This window comes from Xanthomonas sp. NCPPB 2586, assembly GCF_041475775.2.
GTDB lineage: Bacteria > Pseudomonadota > Gammaproteobacteria > Xanthomonadales > Xanthomonadaceae > Xanthomonas > Xanthomonas campestris.
In genome coordinates this window covers 2,888,863-2,909,709 of record NZ_CM192981.1, presented here as the reverse complement: position 1 = coordinate 2,909,709, position 20,847 = coordinate 2,888,863, and the positions used below count along the sequence as shown (strand labels likewise).

The 20,847-nt window shown below is 65.4% G+C and carries 9 protein-coding genes and 1 other RNA gene; all 10 read left to right on the top strand.

What is annotated here, in order from left to right; genetic code table 11:
- Positions 1-369: 369 nt before the first annotated feature.
- The 10 genes from ACCQ09_RS12390 to xylB all read left to right on the top strand — a co-directional run bounded on the left by ACCQ09_RS12390 (position 370) and on the right by xylB (position 20,816).
- The gene (locus tag ACCQ09_RS12390) at positions 370-1,341 is read left to right on the top strand and encodes a LysR family transcriptional regulator (RefSeq protein WP_014507511.1); all 972 of its coding nucleotides are present in this window, start codon (positions 370-372) and stop codon (positions 1,339-1,341) included.
- 257 nt (positions 1,342-1,598) lie between these two features.
- A complete protein-coding gene (locus tag ACCQ09_RS12385; protein WP_040941419.1) occupies positions 1,599-4,511 on the top strand; it encodes a TonB-dependent receptor in 2,913 nt (970 codons plus the stop codon).
- A gap of 337 nt (positions 4,512-4,848) precedes the next feature.
- The gene (locus tag ACCQ09_RS12380; RefSeq protein WP_040941418.1) at positions 4,849-7,584 is read left to right on the top strand and encodes a TonB-dependent receptor; all 2,736 of its coding nucleotides are present in this window, start codon (positions 4,849-4,851) and stop codon (positions 7,582-7,584) included.
- Positions 7,585-7,695: 111 nt separating this feature from the next.
- Positions 7,696-9,951: a sialidase family protein gene (locus ACCQ09_RS12375; protein WP_040941417.1), complete on the top strand. Its 2,256-nt coding sequence runs from the start codon at positions 7,696-7,698 to the stop codon at positions 9,949-9,951.
- 103 nt (positions 9,952-10,054) lie between these two features.
- Positions 10,055-11,968 carry a sialate O-acetylesterase gene (locus ACCQ09_RS12370; protein WP_228427890.1) on the top strand — a complete coding sequence of 638 codons (1,914 nt, stop codon included), beginning with the start codon at positions 10,055-10,057 and terminating at the stop codon, positions 11,966-11,968.
- 83 nt (positions 11,969-12,051) lie between these two features.
- Positions 12,052-13,719 (top strand): GH35 family beta-galactosidase GalD, encoded by a 1,668-nt coding sequence (gene galD, locus ACCQ09_RS12365; RefSeq protein ID WP_080566083.1) that lies wholly within the window; start codon positions 12,052-12,054, stop codon positions 13,717-13,719.
- Between the two features lie 61 nt (positions 13,720-13,780).
- Positions 13,781-13,855: non-coding RNA, sX9 sRNA (locus ACCQ09_RS12360), on the top strand.
- A gap of 112 nt (positions 13,856-13,967) precedes the next feature.
- Positions 13,968-16,871 (top strand): TIM-barrel domain-containing protein, encoded by a 2,904-nt coding sequence (locus tag ACCQ09_RS12355; RefSeq protein WP_040941415.1) that lies wholly within the window; start codon positions 13,968-13,970, stop codon positions 16,869-16,871.
- Between the two features lie 91 nt (positions 16,872-16,962).
- On the top strand, positions 16,963-19,326 hold the full coding sequence (locus ACCQ09_RS12350) for a glycoside hydrolase family 95 protein (protein WP_040941414.1): 2,364 nt from the start codon (positions 16,963-16,965) through the stop codon (positions 19,324-19,326).
- Entirely contained in the window at positions 19,323-20,816 is a 1,494-nt protein-coding gene (xylB, locus tag ACCQ09_RS12345; protein WP_014507519.1) for a xylulokinase, read from the top strand. The genes ACCQ09_RS12350 and xylB overlap by 4 nt, the downstream gene beginning before the upstream one ends.
- Positions 20,817-20,847: the final 31 nt, after the last annotated feature.

Here is a 20,847-nt window from a genome sequence, read left to right as displayed (position 1 = left end):
TCGATGTCGGGGGAAGGGGGGCGGCTGCGCGATCGGGCAGGGCAGGCGGTGCGCGTTGCAGACCCGGGCACGGAGGCGGCGGCACGGCGCACGCTACGGCTGCCCGGCGCGGCAATTGTCGCAAGCACGGGCGCAGGCCGGCTGCCTGCGGTTGGCCGGCAAGATGGCGTCATCGTCTTCCTCCTCGGCGGTCATGGCATCCGCGTGTTGCCGCCATCTGGCGGGCAACCACGACTGTTCTGGCCGCGCCCGGGAGGTAGGGGCTCCTGCTGCGGCGCTCGATAGCCTCGCGCGGGGAGATATGTGCTGCAAATGAAATTTTCGGCATATTCTATTCCTCCGACGAATACACGTCCGCGACGGCACCCCATGGCAAATTCCGGTACTCCCTGGTTCAACGCAGCCCGGCTAAAGACCCGCCAGCTGTTGTTGTTGTTGCATCTGCACGAACAGCGCTCGGTCCTGCGTGCGGCCGAGGCCGCCAGCATGACCCAGCCGGCCGCCTCCAAACTGCTGGCGGAAATGGAAGACATGCTCGGGGTGAAGCTGTTCGAGCGCCACGCGCGCGGCGTGGAGCCCACCTGGTACGGGCATGTGCTGATCCGCCGCGCCCGCGCGGCAATGTCGGAGATCGGCCGGGCGCAGGAAGAGATTGCCGCGTTGCGCGCCGGCCGCATGGGCCAGGCCTCGATCGGCACGGTGGTCAATCCGGGCACCAACCTGGTGCCACAGGCGATCGCCGAGGTGAAACGCGAGTTCCCCGACATCCTGGTGCGGGTGGAGATGGACTACAGCCGGCCGCTGGTGGCCAAGCTGCTGGATGGGCAGCTGGACATCGTGATCGGCCGCATCCTGGGGCCGGAAGGGGTGGGCGAGCTGGAATTCGAGCCGTTGGCCGACGAGCCGCATTCGGTGATCGCCCGCGCCGGCCACCCGCTGGCCAGCCGCGCCAACCTGCAGCACGCCGATCTGGTCCGCCACGGCTGGATCCTGCCGCCGGCCGACAGCGTGCTGCGCTCGCGACTGGATTCGATGTTCATGGAGCACGGCGTGCAGACCCCGACCAATGCGATCGAGACCTCGTCGCTGCCGGTCACCTCCACGTTGCTGCGCGGCAGCGACATGCTGACCGCGTTGCCGGTGGAATCGGTGGCGCCGCTGATCCAGGCCAAGTTGCTCACCGTGCTGCCGATCGAATTGGGCGTGCGGATGGAGTCGTTCGGCATCATCCGTCGGCGCGATTACATCCTGCCACCCGGCGCCGAGCGCATTTTGCAGGCCCTGCGCAGCACCGCGCGTCGCTTGTATCCGGGCCTGCGCAGCCCGGAATCGCCTGTCTAAGCAGGCTCTTCCATTTCCATTCCTTTTCAGCATACCAGCCTGTGAATTTTTCATTGGCTGGCGCTAGACCGGGCGCCTATACCTGTGCGTCAGATCACACGCTGAAGCGCACGTGAAGTCGGGCAGGTGATCGGCGGCCAAGCCGCCATGTAGTGGGAAGCGGAACCGGGCCCCAGTGCCCATGTCCCATCGATCACGCGACCCCATTGGTCGCGACAACCAGTCTTCAGTCGTCTTGCGTCCTGGGAGGGATTCGGATGTACACATTTTCCAGCCATGCTTCGGCAGGCACGGGCGCGCGTGCGCGTCGTCTGGTTCGCCTGCGTCACTCGGCCATGGCCATCAGCATCGGCGTGCTGCTCGCGGCACCGGCCTATGCTCAGCAGGCGCCACTCACCAACGCTGGCGGTAGCGCGGTGGACCTGGACACAGTGGAAGTGCGCGGTGTGCGCGCCAGCCTGATCAAGTCCCAGGTGATCAAGCGCGATGCCAGCCAGATCGTGGATTCGGTCAGCGCCGAAGATATCGGCGCCTTGCCCGACCGCAGCGTCACCGAAACCCTGCAGCGCGTCAGCGGCGTGACCATCGACCGCTTCATGGCACGCAGCGATCCCGACCACTTTTCGGCGGAAGGCAGCGGCGTGATGATTCGCGGCCTGACCCAGGTGCGCGGTGAACTCAACGGGCGCGACGTGTTCAGCGCCGCCAGCGGCCGCGGGCTGAGCTTTGAAGACGTGCCGGCCGAGTTGATGGCCGGCGTGGACGTGTACAAGAACCCCTCGGCCGAGATTATCGAAGGCGGGCTGGGCGGCACGGTCAATCTGCGCACGCGCATGCCGTTCGATAATCCGGGCCGCATCGTTGGCGGCAATGTCGATTACAACTACGGCGACATGAGCAAGAAGTACAAGCCGTCGGCCTCGTTCCTGTTCAGCGACCGCTGGAACACCGGCATCGGCGAAATGGGCTTCATGATCGACATCGCCCATTCGGAGCTGGCCACGCGCTCGGACGGCATCCAGGTCGAGCCCTATGTGCGCCGCACCGACGACGCGGTGCTGGCCGGTAGTGGCCGCAGCGAGGTCTATGTGCCGGGCGGGGTGAACTGGCGCCAGCTGGATTTCGAGCGCACCCGCGACGGCATTGCCGCGGCCTTCCAGTGGAAGCCCAGCGATGCCACCGAGATCTATGCCCAGTTCCTGCGCTCACGGTATGAGATGAACTGGCAGGAGCGCGCGGCGTTCTTCAACGACAGCAACAACAGCATCACCCCGGCACCGGGAACGACCTTCGACTACGACGAGCGCGGCGCCTTCCTGCGCGGCGCGCCGGTGTCCAGCTCGTGGCGTGGCGCGCTCACCGGCGACGGCGTGCGTTTCAATACCAATAATCGCTATTCCGAGCAGAGCACCACCACCACCGATCTGTCGGTGGGCTTCAGCCACTTCTTCAACGACAACCTGCAGATCAAGGGCGACATGCAGCTGGTGCAGTCGGAAAACGAGCAGCTGGATTTCACCGTGTTCAGCGCAACCTATCTGCCGGGGCTGACCTACGATGTCTCCGGAAGGTACCCCAGCGTGCAGATCGCCAACCCGGCGTTCACCCAGGACCCGTCCAATTACTTCTGGGCGGCGGCGATGGACCACCTGGGCAAGAACCGCGGGCGTCAGCTGTCCACGCGCGTGGATCTGGAATACACCTTCGATGACAGCAGCTGGTTGCGCTTTGCGCGCTTCGGCATGCGTGCCACCGACCGCAACCAGATCAACAAGAACTCCGGCTACAACTGGGGCGTGATCTCCGATAACTGGGCCGCCATTCCGGGTAGCAGCAACGGTCTGGCGAACATGTCCGACTTCATGACCGACCAGTCCTCGCTGTTCACCTTTTCCAACTTCTTCCGGGGTGGGGTGAATGTGCCGACCACGCTGGTGGTGCCCAACAGCAGCCTGGTCAACAACTACGGCTCCGCTTCGCAGATGATTCAGCAGATCGTGGCGTTGCGCGGCTCTGGCTGGGCGCCGGACACCTATCAACCGCAGGACACCAATCGCCAGTTCGAGCGCACCCAGGCCGCGTATGCGGCGCTGTATTTCGGCAATGACGAGGCCTGGGGCATTCCGGTGGACGGCAATGTCGGCGTGCGTGTGGTGCAGACCAAGACCCAGGCCGAAGGCTTCGGCCAGTTCCAGGATCTGGCCGGCCTCAACGTCTCGCCCGAACTGCAGGCGCGTTACACCGGGCAGTACTTCGAGAACAACGCCCAGGGCAGCTACACCAACGTGTTGCCGAGCCTGAACCTGCGCCTGCGCTTCAGCGATACCTTGCAGTGGCGCTTTGCCGCTTCCAAGGCAATGGCGCGCCCGGATTACACCCAGTTGCAGCCATACGTGTTGCTCAATGTGGAGACCAACGACGCCGGCCAGGCGACTGATTTTGATGGCACTGCCGGCAACCCGAACCTCAAGCCGATGGTGGCCAACCAGTTCGATACCGCGCTGGAGTGGTACTTCGATACCAGCGACATGCTGTACGCCACGCTGTTCTACAAGAAGGTCAAGGATTACTTCTCCACCCAGACCCGCAGCGAGATCTACGACAACCGCGCCTGGCTGGTCACCCGCCCCTACAACATGGACGAGGGAACCATTCGCGGCGCCGAGCTGGGCTACACCCAGTTCTTCGACCAGTTGCCGGGCTGGCTGAACGGGTTTGGCATCAATGCCAACTTCACCTTCGTCGACAGCCAGGGCGGCACCAATACTGCGATCGACCCGTTCACCAACGTCACCGTCGGTGGCGTCGAACTGCCGCTGGAAGGCTTGTCGCGGCGCAGCTACAACCTGGCCGGTATCTATGAGAAAGGCCCGTTGTCGCTGCGGCTGGCCTATAACTGGCGTTCGCGCTACCTGCTGACCACCAGCGATGCGGCTACCCGGCTGCCGACCTGGGCCGATGACTACGGCCAGCTCGATGGCTCGTTCTTCTACCGCTTCAACGACCATCTGCAGCTGGGCCTGCAGGCCAACAACCTGACCAACACCGTGACCAAGGTGCTGATGGGGCCGACCTCGTACGAGGGCGGCGAAGTAGATCCGCGGCTGTACACGCGCTCCTCGTTCGTCAACGACCGCCGCTACTCGCTGGTGCTGCGCATGAATTGGTAGTGCGCCGCGTCACGCGGCAAGTGTGCGCGGGCTTGCAGCTGCAGGCCCGCGCGCCCGCTGCCACGGCGCGAAGGCCGCAATGCCAGAGACAGCGGGTTTCTCCGACTTGCTATAGCCGTTTTGAATACCTTTCCAGGAATATTTCATTGGTGTGGCATGACAGGCCCGCCCTATGCTCCCGCCGCAGCCGCTAGGTAAGCCTTGTTGGGATTACCACGCATCCACCAGCCCAAGGCCCTTGCCGCGGCCGGATGTGGCAGCAACGACGACAGGGCAGGGCGTTCGCGCACCTGCCCGCCAAAAAATAAGCAGTACATGCGTCCTGGGAGGGAGCACCATGTCAGTGCAACATCGCCACATTCCGGCAGGCCGGGCTGTGGGTCAGCGTTCGATCCGTGAATTCCGCCGCTCCGTGATGGCCATCAGTGTGGCCACGCTGCTGAGCGCGCAGGCCTATGCGCAGGATGCGACCACCACTGCCGCACCGGCATCGGATGCGACCACCCAGCAGCTGGACACCGTGCAGGTCACCGGCACGCGCAGCAGCGTCACCAAGGCGCAGCTGGTCAAGCAGAACGCCGAGCAGATCGTCGACTCCATCGTCGCCGAAGACATCGGCAAGCTGCCCGACAACAACGTCGCCGAGGCGCTGCAGCGCATCTCCGGCATCCAGATTTCGCGCAACTACGGCGAAGGCAGCTCGATCGCCATTCGCGGCCTGACCCAGGTGCGCACCGAGCTCAATGGCCGTGACATCTTCACCGCCAATGACGGCCGTGGCCTGAGCTTCGAAGACGTGTCGGCCGAACTGCTCGGCGGCGTCAACGTGTACAAGAACCCGTCGGCCGACATGATCGAAGGTGGCCTGGGCGGCACCGTCGACCTGCGTACGCGCCTGCCGTTCGACTACGAAGGCCGCAAGATCGCCGGCAGCGTCCAGTACAACTATTACGACCTGGCCGACGACGGCAAGCCGGCGTTCTCGGGCCTGTTCAGCGATCGCTGGCAGACCGGCATCGGCGAGATCGGCATCCTGGTGAACTACTCGCAGCAAAAGAGCCCGTTCCGTCAGGACACCATCTCGATCGAGCCGTGGTACACCCAGACCGACCTGCCGGGCTACGAAGGCCAGGGCGTGTCGGTGCCGCACGGTGCCGGTATCAACACCACCATCGGTGAGCGCGAGCGCAAGACCGGCGCGTTTGCGATGCAATGGCGTCCGAACGATTCGGTCGAGGTCTACACGCAGGTGCTGCGTTCGGACTACGACTTCAGCTGGCAGGATTACTCGTTCTTCGCACTGACGCAGCGAAATCCCATACAAGGGTTGCCCGGTATCCAGGTCAACGACCGCAACGAGTTCGTCAACGGCTCGTTCCAGAACGTGCCGACCGAATCCAACACCAGCCTGACCGAGCGTCATTCGGTGACCACCGATTACTCGTTGGGCGCCAAGTGGACGGTCAACGAGAAGCTGACCCTGAGCACCGACTTCCAGTATGTCGATGCCACCACCACTGGCACGCGCTACATCGTGGCGACCGGGCAGGACACCAGCCCGCAGTTCAACGTCGATTTTCGTGGCGATCTGCCGCGCCTGTCGGTGACCGATGCTAGCGGCGCGGAAGGCTATCTGGCCGACGTCAACAACTATGACGGCTGGCGCTACCACCTGGATAACAAGGACGACAACAAGGGCACTGAGTTCGCCTGGCGCGCCGACATGGACCTGGCGTTCGACAGCGACTTCGTGCGCAGCTTCAAGGCCGGTGTGCGCTACACCGATCGCGATGCCGAGACCAAGGGCAATATCTATCGCTTTATGTGTTTGAACACCGCATGCGGTGCTGCGACCGACTCGCCATTCGCGGCGTTTCCCAGCATTGGTATCGTGACCAATCCAATTACCGATTTTTTCCGTGGTGAAAGCAGCACCTTTGGACGTACGTTGACCGCAGCCAATTCGGCAGTGTCCAACTATGAGCAGACTCTTGCCACCTTCGGCGCCAGTCCGCTTGTATTCGCACCCAACAATATTAACGCTCAGACCGAGAAGACCTACGCGGCCTACGGTGTATTGCGCTTCGGTGTGGACAGCGACTCAATTCCGTTTGATGGCAACATCGGCGTGCGTGTCGTGCGCACCGAAGTCGGTTCAACTGGTGTACGCACCGGCACCGATAGCGAGGGCGGCGGCCTGATTCCAGTAGATGCGCAGCAGACCTATACGGATGTGCTACCGAGTCTGAACTTGCGTTGGATGCTGAGCGACCAGTTGCAATGGCGTTTTGCCGCCTCGCGCGGTATCTCACGCCCGACCTTTGATCGCCTTAATCCAAATTTGAGCCTGGGCACCAACTCTGGCGCAGGCGGCTCCACCTTGGTGGGCAATGCAGGTAATCCGGAATTGGAGCCGGTGAAGGCTGATCAATTCGACACTGCGCTGGAGTGGTACTTCGGCCAGGGCTCGATGATGTACGGCACGCTTTTCTACAAAAAAGTAGAGGGCTTTATTGCAAATGCCGTTTTCAATGAGATCTACGATGGCCAGCCTGCGCAGATCACCCGTCCGGTCAACGGCGATGTCGGCAAGATCCGCGGCGCGGAACTGGGCTACACGCAGTTCTTCGACTTCCTGCCGGGCTGGCTGAGCGGCTTCGGCCTGCAGACCAACTACACCTATGTCGACAGCGAGGCGCCGAGCCCGACGGCCACCGACACCAACGGCCAGTCGCTGACGGTGCCGCTGGAAGGCCTGTCCAAGAACAGCTACAACGCGATCCTCAGCTACGAAACGGCGCGCTTCCAGGGCCGTGTGGCCTACAACTGGCGCAGCGACTGGCTGGTGACCACCGCGGGCAACGGCACTGAAAATCTGCCGGTCTACAACAAGGGCTTCGGCCAGCTGGATGCCTCGCTGCGTTTCAACATCAATGATGTGTGGTCGATTTCGCTGGACGGCGTGAATCTGCTCGATACCCGTCGCGAAAGCTACCTGGGGACCGAGTCGCGCTACCGCGACTTTGTGATCAACGATCGTCGGTATGGCCTGACGTTGCGGGCCAACCTGTAGAACGCGCCGTAGGAAGTGCGTCGCCGGTCCGGCGAGCTGTGCAGGCAGCTCGTTGGACTGGTGTTTTTCCTATCGACGGCGTTGCCGTCGATCGCGAGGGGAGCCGGAGGAATGATCGCAATGATCGATCCGCCTACTAAGCGCCGCACCACCACAACAGGAGCATGGCTGGCTGTCTTGAGCCTGCTGCTGTTGCTCTTTTCGACGCCCAGCGTGCGTGCGGCCGAGCCCGCCACGTCCGGGCCCTACAAGTGGCGTAGTGTCGCCATTGGCGGTGGCGGATTTGTCACCGGTGTGTTGTTTCATCCCGCCGAACGTGGTCTGGCCTATGCGCGGACCGATGTGGGTGGCGCGTACCGCTGGGATGCGCAGGCGCAGCAGTGGACCGCGCTGACCGACTGGTTGGGCGCCGACGACTGGAACCTGATGGGCATCGACGCATTCGCCGTCGACCCCGCCGATGCCGATGCGCTGTATCTGGCGGCCGGCACCTATATGCACGAACGCGCCGGCACTGCCGCAGTGCTGCGCTCGTTCAACCGCGGCCGCACGTTCGAGCGCGCCGATCTGCCGTTCAAGCTGGGTGGTAACCAGCTGGGCCGCGCCAATGGCGAGCGGCTGGCGGTGGACCCGCACGATGGCCGCGTGCTGCTGCTGGGCTCGCGCGATGCCGGCCTGTGGCGTAGCGACGATCGCGGCGCGCACTGGGCGAAAGTGGCGTCGTTTCCCGACGCCGCGCTGGCCGGTGCCATCGCACGCAATCATGTTGGGCGCGAGCAGGCGGTGGGGATCGCCTTTGTCGTGTTCGACGCAGCCAGTGGCAACAACGGCTCGCCAACACCGCGCATCTACGTGGGCGTGTCCACCGAACAGACCAGCCTGTATGTGTCCGAAGATGCCGGCCGCAGTTGGGCACCGGTGGCCGGGCAACCACACGGCCTGCGCCCGAGCCACATGGCCGGCGGCAGCGATGGGCACTGGTATCTGAGCTATGGCGACCAGCCCGGGCCGGACCTGATGGCCGGGGGAGCCTTGTGGAAATTCACGCCGGCACAGGGGCGCTGGCGTGAGATCAGCCCGATTCCGCAGCCAGCCAGTGGCGATGGATTCGGCTGGGGCGCGGTGGCGGTGGATCCGCAACATCCGCAGGTGCTGCTGGCCAGCACCTTCCGCCGTCGCACGCCGCGCGACGAGCTGTATCGCAGCGTGGATGGTGGCAAGCACTGGACGCCGTTGTTGGCCGATGCGGTGTTCGATCACAGCGCCGCGCCGTGGACCGCACATGCCACGCCGCACTGGATGGGGGCGCTGGCAATCGATCCGTTCGACGGCAACCACGCGCTGTTCGTGACCGGCTACGGCATCTGGGCCTCGCGCAATCTGCAGGATTTCGCCGCACCGCAGCGCCCGCTGCAGTGGTGGTTCCAGGACCGTGGGCTGGAAGAAACCGTGCCGCTGGACCTGCTCAGCCCGATGGCCGGCGCGCATCTGCTCAGCGCACTCGGCGATATCGATGGCTTCCGGCATGACGAGCTGGACCGCGCGCAGTTGCAGTACGCCGGCCCACGGCTGACCAATGGCGAAAGCATCGATGCCGCCGGCCAGGCGCCGCAGTGGGTGGTGCGCAGCGGTACCGTGCGCGCCCGCCGCAACAACGAAATCCGCGCGCTGTATTCGCGTGATGGCGGCAAGCAGTGGGCGGCGTTTGCAAGCGAGCCGCCAGCCGGGCAGGGCGCCGGCAGCATTGCCATTGGTGCCGATGCGGCGCAGGTGGTGTGGGCACCGGAGCGCGGCGGCAATTGGCGCACGTCCGACTTCGGCGCGCAGTGGCAGCGTGTGGACGGCCTGCCGGACACCGCGGTGGTGGTGGCCGACCGGGTGGACGCACGGCGCTGGTATGCGGTGGATGTCGCCAGCGGGCAGCTGTATGAGAGCACCGATGCCGCGCGCAGTTTCCGTGCGACCGGTGTACAGGTGGGCAGCCCGGCGCGCGATGAACGCACCCGCCCGCAGCTGCGTCCGGACCCGTGGCGCGCAGGCGTGGTGTATCTGGCCAGCCCCGGCAAGGGTGTGATGCGCTGGCAGGACGGCACGCTGCAGGTGCTCTCACAGCCGGACGAAGCGCGCTCGCTGGGCATCGGCAAGGCGCTGCGTGCCGGTGCGCCGCCGGCGCTGTATCTGGCCGGGCGCGTGCAGGGCGTGGATGGCGTGTTCCGCTCCGACGATGGCGGCGCGCAGTGGCAGCGCATCAACGATGACGCGCACCGCTTCGGGCGCCCGTACAGCGTGACCGGTGATCCGCGCATTGCCGGGCGTGTGTACTTCGCCACCGGCGGCCGCGGCATTTTCTACGGCGATCCGAGATGAGCAGTGCATGCCTGTCCGCGACGTCCTGCTGCTTTACCGTGTACGGCGCCGCCGGCCTGGCCGCTGCGGGCGCCGTGACACCGCCGACCCTGGAGATCACCGCATGACCCCGTCCCACATTTCCCGCGCCTGCCTGCTGGGTGTGTTGCTGGCCAGCGGCAGCGCCGCCGCGCAACCGAGCCTGCCGTTGCTGTTTGCCGATGGCGCGGTGCTGCAGCGCGATGAGGCGATGCCGGTATGGGGCTGGGCCACGCCCGGCGCCGCAATCACGGTGAGTTTCGATGGCAAGCAGGCCACCGCCAAGGCCGACGCGCAGGGGCAGTGGAAGGTTCGCCTGCCCGCACACACCGCCGGTGGCCCGTACGTGCTGAGCGTGCGTGGCGACGGCGGCGCGCTGCAGGTGCGCGATGTGCTGGTCGGCGATGTCTGGCTGGCCAGTGGGCAATCGAACATGGAGTGGCCACTGGCCCAGGCCAGCGATGGCCCGCAGGCGGTGGCAGCGGCCAACGATGCGCAGCTGCGCCACTTCAAGGTGCCCAAGTCGTGGTCGGTGCAGCCGGAGGCCAAGCTCACCGGTGGCGACTGGAAAGCGGCCACGCCGGAGAACGCCGGTGCGTTTTCGGCGGTGGGCTATTTCTTTGCGAAAGAGGTGCGCGCCAGTACCGGCGTACCGATCGGCATTGTCGACAGCACCTGGGGCGGCAGCGCGATCGAGGCGTGGATGGACGCCGCCTCGCTGGGCCTGAAAGCCGAGCAAAACCAGGGCGCGATCGAGGCGATCAAGCAGCGCGATGCGGCCGCCCAGGCCACCACCGGCAAGCGCATCGGGCGCTGGCCCAAGGTGGACGGCGACACCCCGCAGTGGCGCACGCCCGAATTCGATGACCGCGACTGGGACAGCATCCCGGTGACCCAGCAGTGGGAACTCAGCGGCTATGAGGGAATGGACGGCATTGCCTGGTACCGCACCACCTTTACCCTGACCGCCGCCGAAGCCAGAGCCGGCGTGCAGCTGGGGGTTGGCCAGATCGACGATTCGGATATCACCTACGTCAATGGCCAGCAGGTGGGCCAGACCGAGAAACAGTGGAACCTGCCGCGTGTGTATGCAGTGCCGGCGGCGGCGCTGCGGGCCGGCGTCAACCAGGTCGCGGTGCGCCTGGAAGACCTCAGTGGCGGTGGCGGCATGCACGGCCCGGACGAACAGCGCTTCGTGCAGATCGGCAGCACCCAGCGCGCCCTGGCGGGCTGGAAATTCCGCCCGGCGCAGGTGCGCGTGTCGCTCACCGACAACAAGAACCAGCTCCCCACGCTGCTCTACAACCAGATGATCCACCCGCTGCAGCCATTCCCGGTCAAGGGCGTGATCTGGTACCAGGGCGAAACCAACGCCACTGACACCGGTGCGGTGAAATACCGCGACCAGTTCGCCGCGATGATCCAGCAGTGGCGCGCCGAGCGCGGTGCCAAGCGGTTGCCGTTCCTGTGGGTGCAGCTGGCCAACTTCAAGGCCGGCGGCGACACCGGCGATCTGAGTCCGTGGGCGCTGCTGCGCGAATCGCAGTCCAAGACGCTGGCGCTGCCGGCGACCGGGCAGGCGGTGATCATCGACATCGGCAACCCCACCGACATCCACCCCACCAACAAGCGCGACGTGGGCCATCGCCTGGCGCTCGCTGCGCGGCATGTGGCCTACGGCGAAACGCTGGTGTACAGCGCGCCGGTGTTCGCCCGCGCCAGCTATGCCGATGGCCAGGCCAGCGTGCAGTTCGATCTGCAGGGCAGTGCCTTGCAGGTGCGCGGCGGCGGTACGTTGCAGGGCTTTGCGGTGGCCGGTGCGGACAAGCGGTTCCATCCGGCGCAGGCGCGCATCGCTGGCGATCGGGTGATCGTGCGCAGCGATGCGGTGGCCGCGCCGGTGGCAGTGCGCTACGGCTGGAGCGAAAACCCCGCCGACGCCAACCTGGTCAATCGCGAGCAATTGCCCGTTTCCCCCTTCCGAACCGATACCTGGTGACACGGAGTCCTATGTCCATGCATTCCCCCGTTGCACGCGTGATCCCCCGTTCGCTGGCCGGCCGTTGCCTGCGGCCGTTGCTGTTGTCTTCCCTGGCGGTGGCGCTGGCCGCCTGCCAGTCCGGTGAGCCCGATAGCGCCGCCAAGCCGCAGGCCGCCGCAACGCCAGGTACCACGGCACCGGCCACGGCGCCTGCTGCCACGCCGGCGACGCAGACACCGATGCCGCAGTTCGTCAGCAAGGATGGCAAGCACGCCCTGATGGTGGATGGCGCGCCGTTCCTGATCCTGGGCGCGCAGGTCAACAACTCCAGCAACTATCCCGGCGTGATGGACAAGGTGTGGCCGGCGATGCAGGTGCTGGGCCCGAACACCGTGCAGGTGCCGATCGCCTGGGAGCAGGTGGAGCCGGAAGAAGGCAAGTTCGATTTCTCCTTCGTCGACACGCTGCTGGCGCAGGCGCGCGAGCACAAGGTGCGGCTGGTGCTGCTGTGGTTTGCCACCTGGAAGAACAATGGCCCGGCCTACGCGCCGCATTGGGTGAAGACCGACAACCAGCGCTTCCCGCGCGTGGTGACGCGCGAAGGCAAGGCGATCGGGTCGCTGTCGCCGCATGCGCAGGCCACGCTGGATGCCGACCGCAAGGCGTTCGTCGCCTTCATGCAGCATCTCAAGCAGGTCGATCCGCAGCACACCGTGATCATGATCCAGCCCGAGAACGAGCCGGGCACCTACGGCAGCGTGCGCGACTTCTCGCCGATGGCGCAGAAGCTGTTCGACGGCCCGGTGCCGGACGAACTGCTCAAGCGCTTGAACAAGCAGCCCGGCAGCTGGGCGCAGGTGTTTGGCGCCGATGCGGACGAGATCTTCCACGCGTGGTCGATCGGCCGTTACATCGATCAGGTGGCCGAAGCCGGCAAGCAAGCCTATCCGTTGCCGATGTACGTCAATGCGGCGTTGCGCGGGCCGTTCAATCCGGGCCAGCCCGGCCAGTACGCCAGCGGTGGCCCCACCGATAACGTGCTCGACGTGTGGAAGGCCGCCGGCCCGCATATCGACCTGCTGGCACCGGACATCTACATGCCCGAGTACCGCATGTACACCACGGTGCTGGAGCGCTACGCGCGCCCGGACAATGCCTTGTTCGTGGCCGAAACCGGCAACCGCCCGGAATACGCGCGTTACCTGTTCCCCACCCTGGGGCATGACGGCATCGGCTGGTCGGCGTTCGGCATGGATTACACGCGCTATTCCAACTATCCGCTGGGCGCCAAGCACGTCAACGAAGAAACCCTGGCGCCGTTTGCGCTGGGCTTCAAGCTGGTGAGCCTGGGGATGCGTCCGTTCGCCAAGGCCGCATCCGAAGGCAAGCTGCATGGCACCGCCGAAGAACCCGGCCAGGCCGTGCAGGAGCTCAAGCTCAACGACCGCTGGAGCGCCACCATCACCTACGGCGTGCCGCAGTTCTGGTTCAAGGGCGAGCCGCCGGGCAACCCCGAGCCGATCGGCGCGGCACTGATTGCCGAGCTGGGCCCGGACGAATTCCTGGTCACCGGTTACCACGTGCGCGTGACCCTGCACCCGGCCAGCGAAGCCACCGCCAACATGCTGTACGACCGCGTGGAAGAGGGCCAGTACGACGGCGACACCTGGCAGTTCCAGCGCAACTGGAATGGCGACCAGACCGACTACGGCGTCAATTTCTCCAGCGCACCGCAGCTGCTCAAGATCAAGCTGGCCACCTACAACTAAGAGCAGCTATCAAAACTACTGCGCAGCCGCCAGGCGGGCGCGGCCGGTGCTCGGAATCGGCATGTACCCCCGTACACTCCGGTTCCTCCGCGCCGTCCGCACCCACCTAACGACTGCTCGCTACGTTTTGTTAGCCGCTCTAAGTCCCCACACGCCGCGCAGCTGCGTGGCGTGCGGCGCACCGCACATCCATCGAACCCAGTGCTGCCGCCCCCGCGGCAGTGTTTCGCCATTCAAAGGGAGTGAACATGCAAACCACCCACCATTCCGCCGGCCGCGCGCCCGCATCCCGACGTCGGCCGCTCGCGCAATGCGTGGCGCTGTCGTTGGCCTTGTTGGCCAATGCCGCGCATGCGCAGGAAGTGCGCAAGGCCGCCGACGGCGTCACCGTGATGCCGAGCGCCAAGGGTGCCGCAGCGGTGCGTCTGCAGGTGGTCGATGCCGGCATCATCCGCGTCAGTGCCGATCCCGATGGCGACTTCGCGCGCACGCCCAGCCTGATGCGCGTGCCGGTGCAGGGCGATACCGCCTTCCAGGTGGCCGAGCAGGGCGACAGCGTGCAGCTGAAGACCGGCAAGGTCACCGCCACCGTTTCCACCGTCGATGGCCATGTCAGCTTCGCCGATGCCAATGGCAAGCCGGTGTTGTCCGAAGTGGCCGGCGGGCGCAGCTTTGCGCCGCTGAAAGTGGAAGGCAAGCAGTACCTGAGCGTGCGTCAGCGTTTCCAGTCACCCGATGACGAAGGCTTGTACGGCTTCGGCCAGCACCAGCAGGGCTGGATGAACCAGAAGGGCCGCAACGTCGAGCTGCAGCAGAACAACATCGACATGGCGGTGCCGTACCTGGTGTCCAGCCGCAACTACGGCCTGCTGTGGGACAACAACTCGATTACCCGCCTGGGCGATCCGCGCGGCCTGCAGCCGCTGCCCAAGTCGCTCAAGTTGTACGACGCCAAGGGCAAGTCCGGTGCACTGACCGCGCGCTACGCCATCAACGGCAAGCAGGTGCTGGAACGCCGCGAGGCCGAAGTGAATTACCAGTACCTCAGCGACCTGACCAAGTTCCCGAAGAAGGCGATCACCAAGGACAAGGACAGCCGCATGCAGGTCACCTGGGAGGGCGAGATCGAAGCGCTCACCGGTGGCGAGCACACCTTCTCGCTGTACTCGAGCGAGTACGCCAAGCTGTACGTGGACGGCAAGCTGGTGATCGATCGCTGGCGCCAGAACTGGAACCCGTGGAATCACGAGTTCAAGCTGGATCTGGAGCCCGGCACGCGCCACACCGTCAAGATCGAATGGGATCTGATCGACCCCAGCTACATCGCGCTGCTGCACCGCGACCCGCTGCCGGCCACCGAAGCGAAGGATCTGTCGCTGTGGTCCGAGGCCGGGCAGATGATCGACTACTACTTCGTCTCGGCCGACTCCTACGACCAGGCCGTGGCCGGTTACCGCGAACTCACTGGCAAGTCGGTGATGCTGCCGAAGTGGGCGTATGGCTTCTGGCAGAGCCGCGAGCGCTACAAGAGCCAGGACGAACTGGTGGGCGCGGTGGCCGAATACCGCAAGCGCAAGCTGTCGCTGGACAACATCGTGCTCGACTGGTCGTACTGGCCGGAAAACGCCTGGGGCTCGCATGATTTCGATCCGCAGCATTTCCCGGACCCGGACGGCATGGTCAAGGCCGTGCACGACATGCACGCGCAGATCATGATTTCGATCTGGCCCAAGTTCTATCCCACCACCGCCAACTACAAGGAACTGGACGCGGCGGGTTTCATGTTCAAGCGCAACGTCGAAGTCGGCGAGCTGGACTGGATCGGCAAGGGCTACAAGAACTCGTTCTACGACCCGTACTCCGAAAAGGCCCAGGCCATCTACTGGCGCCAGATCAACGAAAAGCTCAACAGCAAGGGTTTCGATGCCTGGTGGATGGACGCCGACGAGCCGGACGTGCATTCCAACCTGGATATCGGTGAGCGCAAGGCACGCACCACGCCGACCGCGTTGGGCCCTTCAACCGAGTTCTTCAATTCGTATCCGTTGCCGCACACGCACGGCGTGTACGTGGGTGACCGTGCGGCCGACGACAAGCGCGTGTTCATCCTCTCGCGCAAGGGCTATGCCGGCACGCAGCGCAATGCGGTGGCGGTATGGAGCGGCGACATCGTCTCGCGTTGGGACGACATGCACGACCAGATTTCCGCCGGCGTGAACATGGCGCTGTCGGGCCTGCCGAACTGGACCTTCGACATCGGCGGCTTTGCGGTGGAGAAGCGTTACGAAAACCAGGACCCGGCGCATCTGCCGGAATGGCGCGAACTCAACACGCGCTGGTTCCAGTTCGGTGCGTTCGTGCCGATCTTCCGCTCGCATGGCCAGTTCCCGTACCGCGAGATCTGGAACATCGCCCCGGAAGGCACGCCGTTCTACGAGAGCATGGCCTACTACAACCGCCTGCGTTACGCCCTGCTGCCGTACATCTACAGCCTGGCCGGCGATACCTACCAGCGTGACGGCGTGATCATGCGCGGCATGATGATGGACTTCCCGGATGACGCGAAGGCACGCGACATCAACGACCAGTACCTGTTCGGCCCGGCATTCCTGGTCGCACCGGTGACCCGCTTCGGCGCGACCTCGCGGCAGGTGTATCTGCCGGCCGGCAGCAGCTGGCTGGATTTCGCCACTGGTAAGCGCTACGAGGGTGGCCAGACCATCGAGGCCGCCGCGCCGATCGAACGCATGCCGCTGTTCGTGCGTGCCGGCTCCATCGTGCCCACCGGCCCGGTGCAGGAGTACGTTGACCAGAAGCCGGATGCGCCGCTCACCGTGGTGGTCTACACGGGTGCCAATGGTCAGTTCTCGTTGTATGAGGACGACGGCAAAGGCTATGGCTACGAGAAGGGCGAGTTCAGCCGCATTCCGCTGAGCTGGGACCAGGCCAAGGGCGAGCTGCGCATCGGCCAGCGCGAAGGCAGCTGGACCGGCATGCAGGCCAAGCGCACCATCAATGTGCGTTTTGTCGACGGCCCGCGTGAGGACGCCGGTGCGCTGGAGCCCAAGGTGGACACCAGCATCCAGTACGACGGCAAGCCGGTCAGCGTGTTGCAGCGCAAGATTGCGTCCGGCAAAGCGCGTCGTCGATGATTGCAGGCTGTCTTTCCACGATGAGTGTGCAGATGCCGGAGCGCCGCAAGGCACACGCGCGCAGTTCCGGTGAAGCCGCACGGCGGTCGCCGTGCTGACACGCAGAGAACTCTGCAAGGCAACCGGGGCCGCAGTCGCGGTCCTGGGTGCCGCTCCGGCGTTGTCGCAGGCAGCCGGCATCGCGCCATTGCCTGCGGTCGCCCCGGACGATGCCTTGCACCTGTGGTATCGCGAGCCGGCCAATGAATGGGTGCAGGCCTTGCCGGTCGGCAACGGCCGGCTGGGCGCGATGGTGTGGGGCGGCATCGCCCACGAGCGTCTGCAACTCAACGAAGACACGCTGTATGCCGGTGGCCCGTACGACGCCACCAATCCGCAGGCGCTGGCGGCGTTGCCGCAGGTGCGCGCGCTGATCTTTGCCGGCCGCTATGCAGAGGCCGAGCAGCTGGCCGATGCCAAGCTGTTGTCGCGCCCGCTCAAGCAGATGCCATACCAGCCGTTGGGCGATCTGTTGCTGGATTTCGACCGTGCCGACGGCATCAGTGAGTACCGTCGTCAGCTCGATCTGGATACCGCAGTGGCCACCACCACGTTCCGCTCCGGCGGCGCGGTGCAACGACGCGAGGTGTTCGTGTCGGCGCAGTCGCAGTGCATCGTGGTGCGTCTGTCCTGCGATCGGCCGGGTGGTATTTCATTGCGGGTGGGCATCGATAGCCCGCAGAGCGGCGAGGTCACGGTAGAGCAGGGCAGCCTGCTGTTCAGTGGCCGCAATGGCAGCTTCGCCGGCATCGACGGCAAGCTGCGCTTTGCATTGCGCGTGCTGCCCCAGGTCAAGGGTGGCAGCGTCACCGCGGTGCGCGACCGTCTGCGTATCCAGGGTGCCGATGAAGTGGTGTTGCTGCTGACCGCGGCTACCAGTTACCAACGTTTCGATGCGGTGGAAGGCGACCCGCTCGCGCTCACCGCGGCAAGCCTGCAAAAAGCCGGCAAGCTCAGCTACGCCGCGTTGTTGCGCGCGCATCTGGCCGATCATCAACGCCTGTTCCGGCGCGTGGCGATCGATCTGGGTAGCAGCGAAGCGGCCACGCTTCCCACCGACGAGCGCGTGCAGCGCTTTGCCGAGGGCAACGACCCGGCACTGGCAGCGCTCTATCACCAGTACGGGCGCTATCTGCTGATCTGCAGCTCGCGACCCGGCACTCAACCGGCCAACCTGCAGGGCATCTGGAATGACCTGATGCAGCCGCCGTGGGAGAGCAAGTACACCATCAACATCAACACCGAGATGAACTACTGGCCCAGCGAAGCCAATGCACTGCACGAGTGCGTGGAACCGCTGGAAGCCATGCTGTTCGATCTCGCCCGCACCGGTGCACACACCGCCCGTGCGATGTACGACGCACCCGGCTGGGTGGTCCACAACAACACCGATCTGTGGCGCCAGGCCGGGCCGATCGACGGTGCGCAGTGGAGCCTGTGGCCGATGGGCGGGGTGTGGTTGCTGCAGCAGTTGTGGGACCGCTGGGACTACGGCCGCGACCGTGCGTATCTGGCCAAGATCTATCCCTTGTTCAAGGGGGCGGCAGAGTTCTTCGTCGCCACCCTGGTGCGCGACCCCGGCACCGGCGCGATGGTGACCAATCCATCGATGTCGCCGGAAAACCAGCATCCGTTCGGGGCGGCGGTCTGCGCCGGCCCGACCATGGATGCGCAGCTATTGCGCGACCTGTTCGCGCAGTGCATCGCGATGAGCAAGTTGCTTGATGTCGATGCCGCGCTGGCACAGCAGCTGGCCACGCTGCGCGAGCAATTGCCGCCCAACCGCATCGGCAAGGCGGGGCAGTTGCAGGAGTGGCAGCAGGACTGGGACATGCAGGCGCCGGAGATCCATCACCGCCACGTCTCGCATCTGTATGCCTTGCATCCTTCCAGCCAGATCAACCTGCGCGACACGCCCGAGTTGGCGGCTGCCGCGCGACGTTCGCTGGAGATTCGCGGCGACAACGCCACCGGCTGGGGCATCGGCTGGCGTCTGAACCTGTGGGCGCGGCTGGCCGACGGCGAGCATGCGTACCGCATCCTGCAACTGCTGCTTTCGCCCGAGCGCACCTATCCGAACCTGTTCGACGCACATCCGCCGTTCCAGATCGATGGCAACTTCGGCGGCACCGCCGGCATTACCGAGATGCTGCTGCAAAGCTGGGGTGGCAGTGTGTTCCTGCTGCCGGCCTTGCCCAAGGCCTGGCCGCGCGGCAGCGTGCGCGGCCTGCGTGTGCGCGGCGGCGCCAGCGTGGATCTGGAATGGGATGCAGGTCGCTTGCAGCAAGCCCGTGTGCACAGCGATCGTGGCGGGCGCTATCAACTGTCCTATGCAGGGCAGACCCTGGACCTGCAACTGGGCGCCGGGCGCACCCAGCAGGTGGGCCTCAACAACAACCGATTGGTGAAGCAATGAGCGTGTACGTAGGACTGGATGTCGGCACACAGAGCGTCAAGCTGGTGGCCTACGATCCGCAGGAGCGCGCTGTGGTCGCCACCATCGGCGCGCCGATGGAATTGATCAGCCGCGACGATGGCACCCGCGAGCAGCAGGCGCAGTGGTGGATCGACGGCATCGTGCATTGCTTCGCGCAGCTCGATGCCGAGCTGCGCGCGCGCGTGCGCGGCATCTCGGTGTCGGGGCAGCAGCATGGCTTCGTGCCGGTGGCCGCCGATGGCAGCGTCACCGCGCCGGTGAAGCTGTGGTGCGATACCAGCACCGCGCTGGAATGCGACGAGATCATGGATGCGGTCGGCGGCGCGGCAGGCAGCGTGGCCACCGCCGGCAACCCGATCATGGCCGGCTACACGGCATCCAAATTGCCGTGGACGCGCAAGCATCGCCCCGAGGCGTATGCGGCGATGACCACGGTGATGTTGCCGCACGACTACGTGAACTTCTGGCTCACCGGCGAGCGCTTCACCGAAGTGGGCGATGCCTCCGGGACCGGTTGGCTGGATGTGCGCACCCGCCAGTGGTCCGAGCGCATGCTTGGCGCGATGGATGCGCAACGCGACCTGCGCGATGCCTTGCCGCCGCTGGTGGAGATTGGCGCGGTGTTCGCCCTGTCCGATGCGGCGGCTGAGGCGCTTGCCTTGCCGGCCGGCGTGCGCGTCACCACCGGTGGTGGCGACAACATGATGGCGGCGATCGGCACCGGCAATGTGGTGCCCGGCCGGCTGACCATGAGCCTGGGCACCTCCGGCACCTTGTTCGCCTACGCCGATCATCCGGTGGTGGACGACGACGCACGCTGGGCCGCGTTTTGCTCGTCCAGCGGTGGCTGGTTGCCGCTGATCTGCACCATGAACTGCACCGTGGCCACCGAAGCGGTGATGCGCATGTTCTCCATCACCCGTGCGCAGACCGAGGCCATGATCGCCGACACCACGCCCGGTGCCGACGGGCTGGTGCTGTTGCCGTTCTTCAATGGCGAGCGCACACCCAATCTGCCGGATGCCCGTGGCTGCCTGTTCGGCATGGATCTGCACAACACCACACCGGCGCATTTCTATCGCGCGGCGATGGAAGGGGCCACCTACAGCCTGCGCAATGGCTTCGATGCCTTTGTCGCGGCCGGTCTGCAGTTCGATACCATCCTGCTCACCGGCGGCGGCAGCAAGAGCGCGCAGTGGCGGCAGATGGTGGCCGACGTGTTCAACCTGCAGGTGGTGGTGCCGACCCAGCCCGAAGGCGCGGCGTTTGGTGCCGCGCTGCAGGCGGTGTGGGCCTGCGACCGCGACGATGGCGGCCAGGCCGCGTTGTCGGAGGTGGTGCTGGAGCACCTGCAGATCGACGATGCATTGTCGGCGCGCCCGGATCCGCAACGCGTGGCCGCCTACCAGCAGCACTACCAGAACTTCCTCAAGCACCTGCACGTCGTCAGCCCGCTCTACGCCGGCTGATTCATCACTCCCCCAGTACCAAGGACCTCTC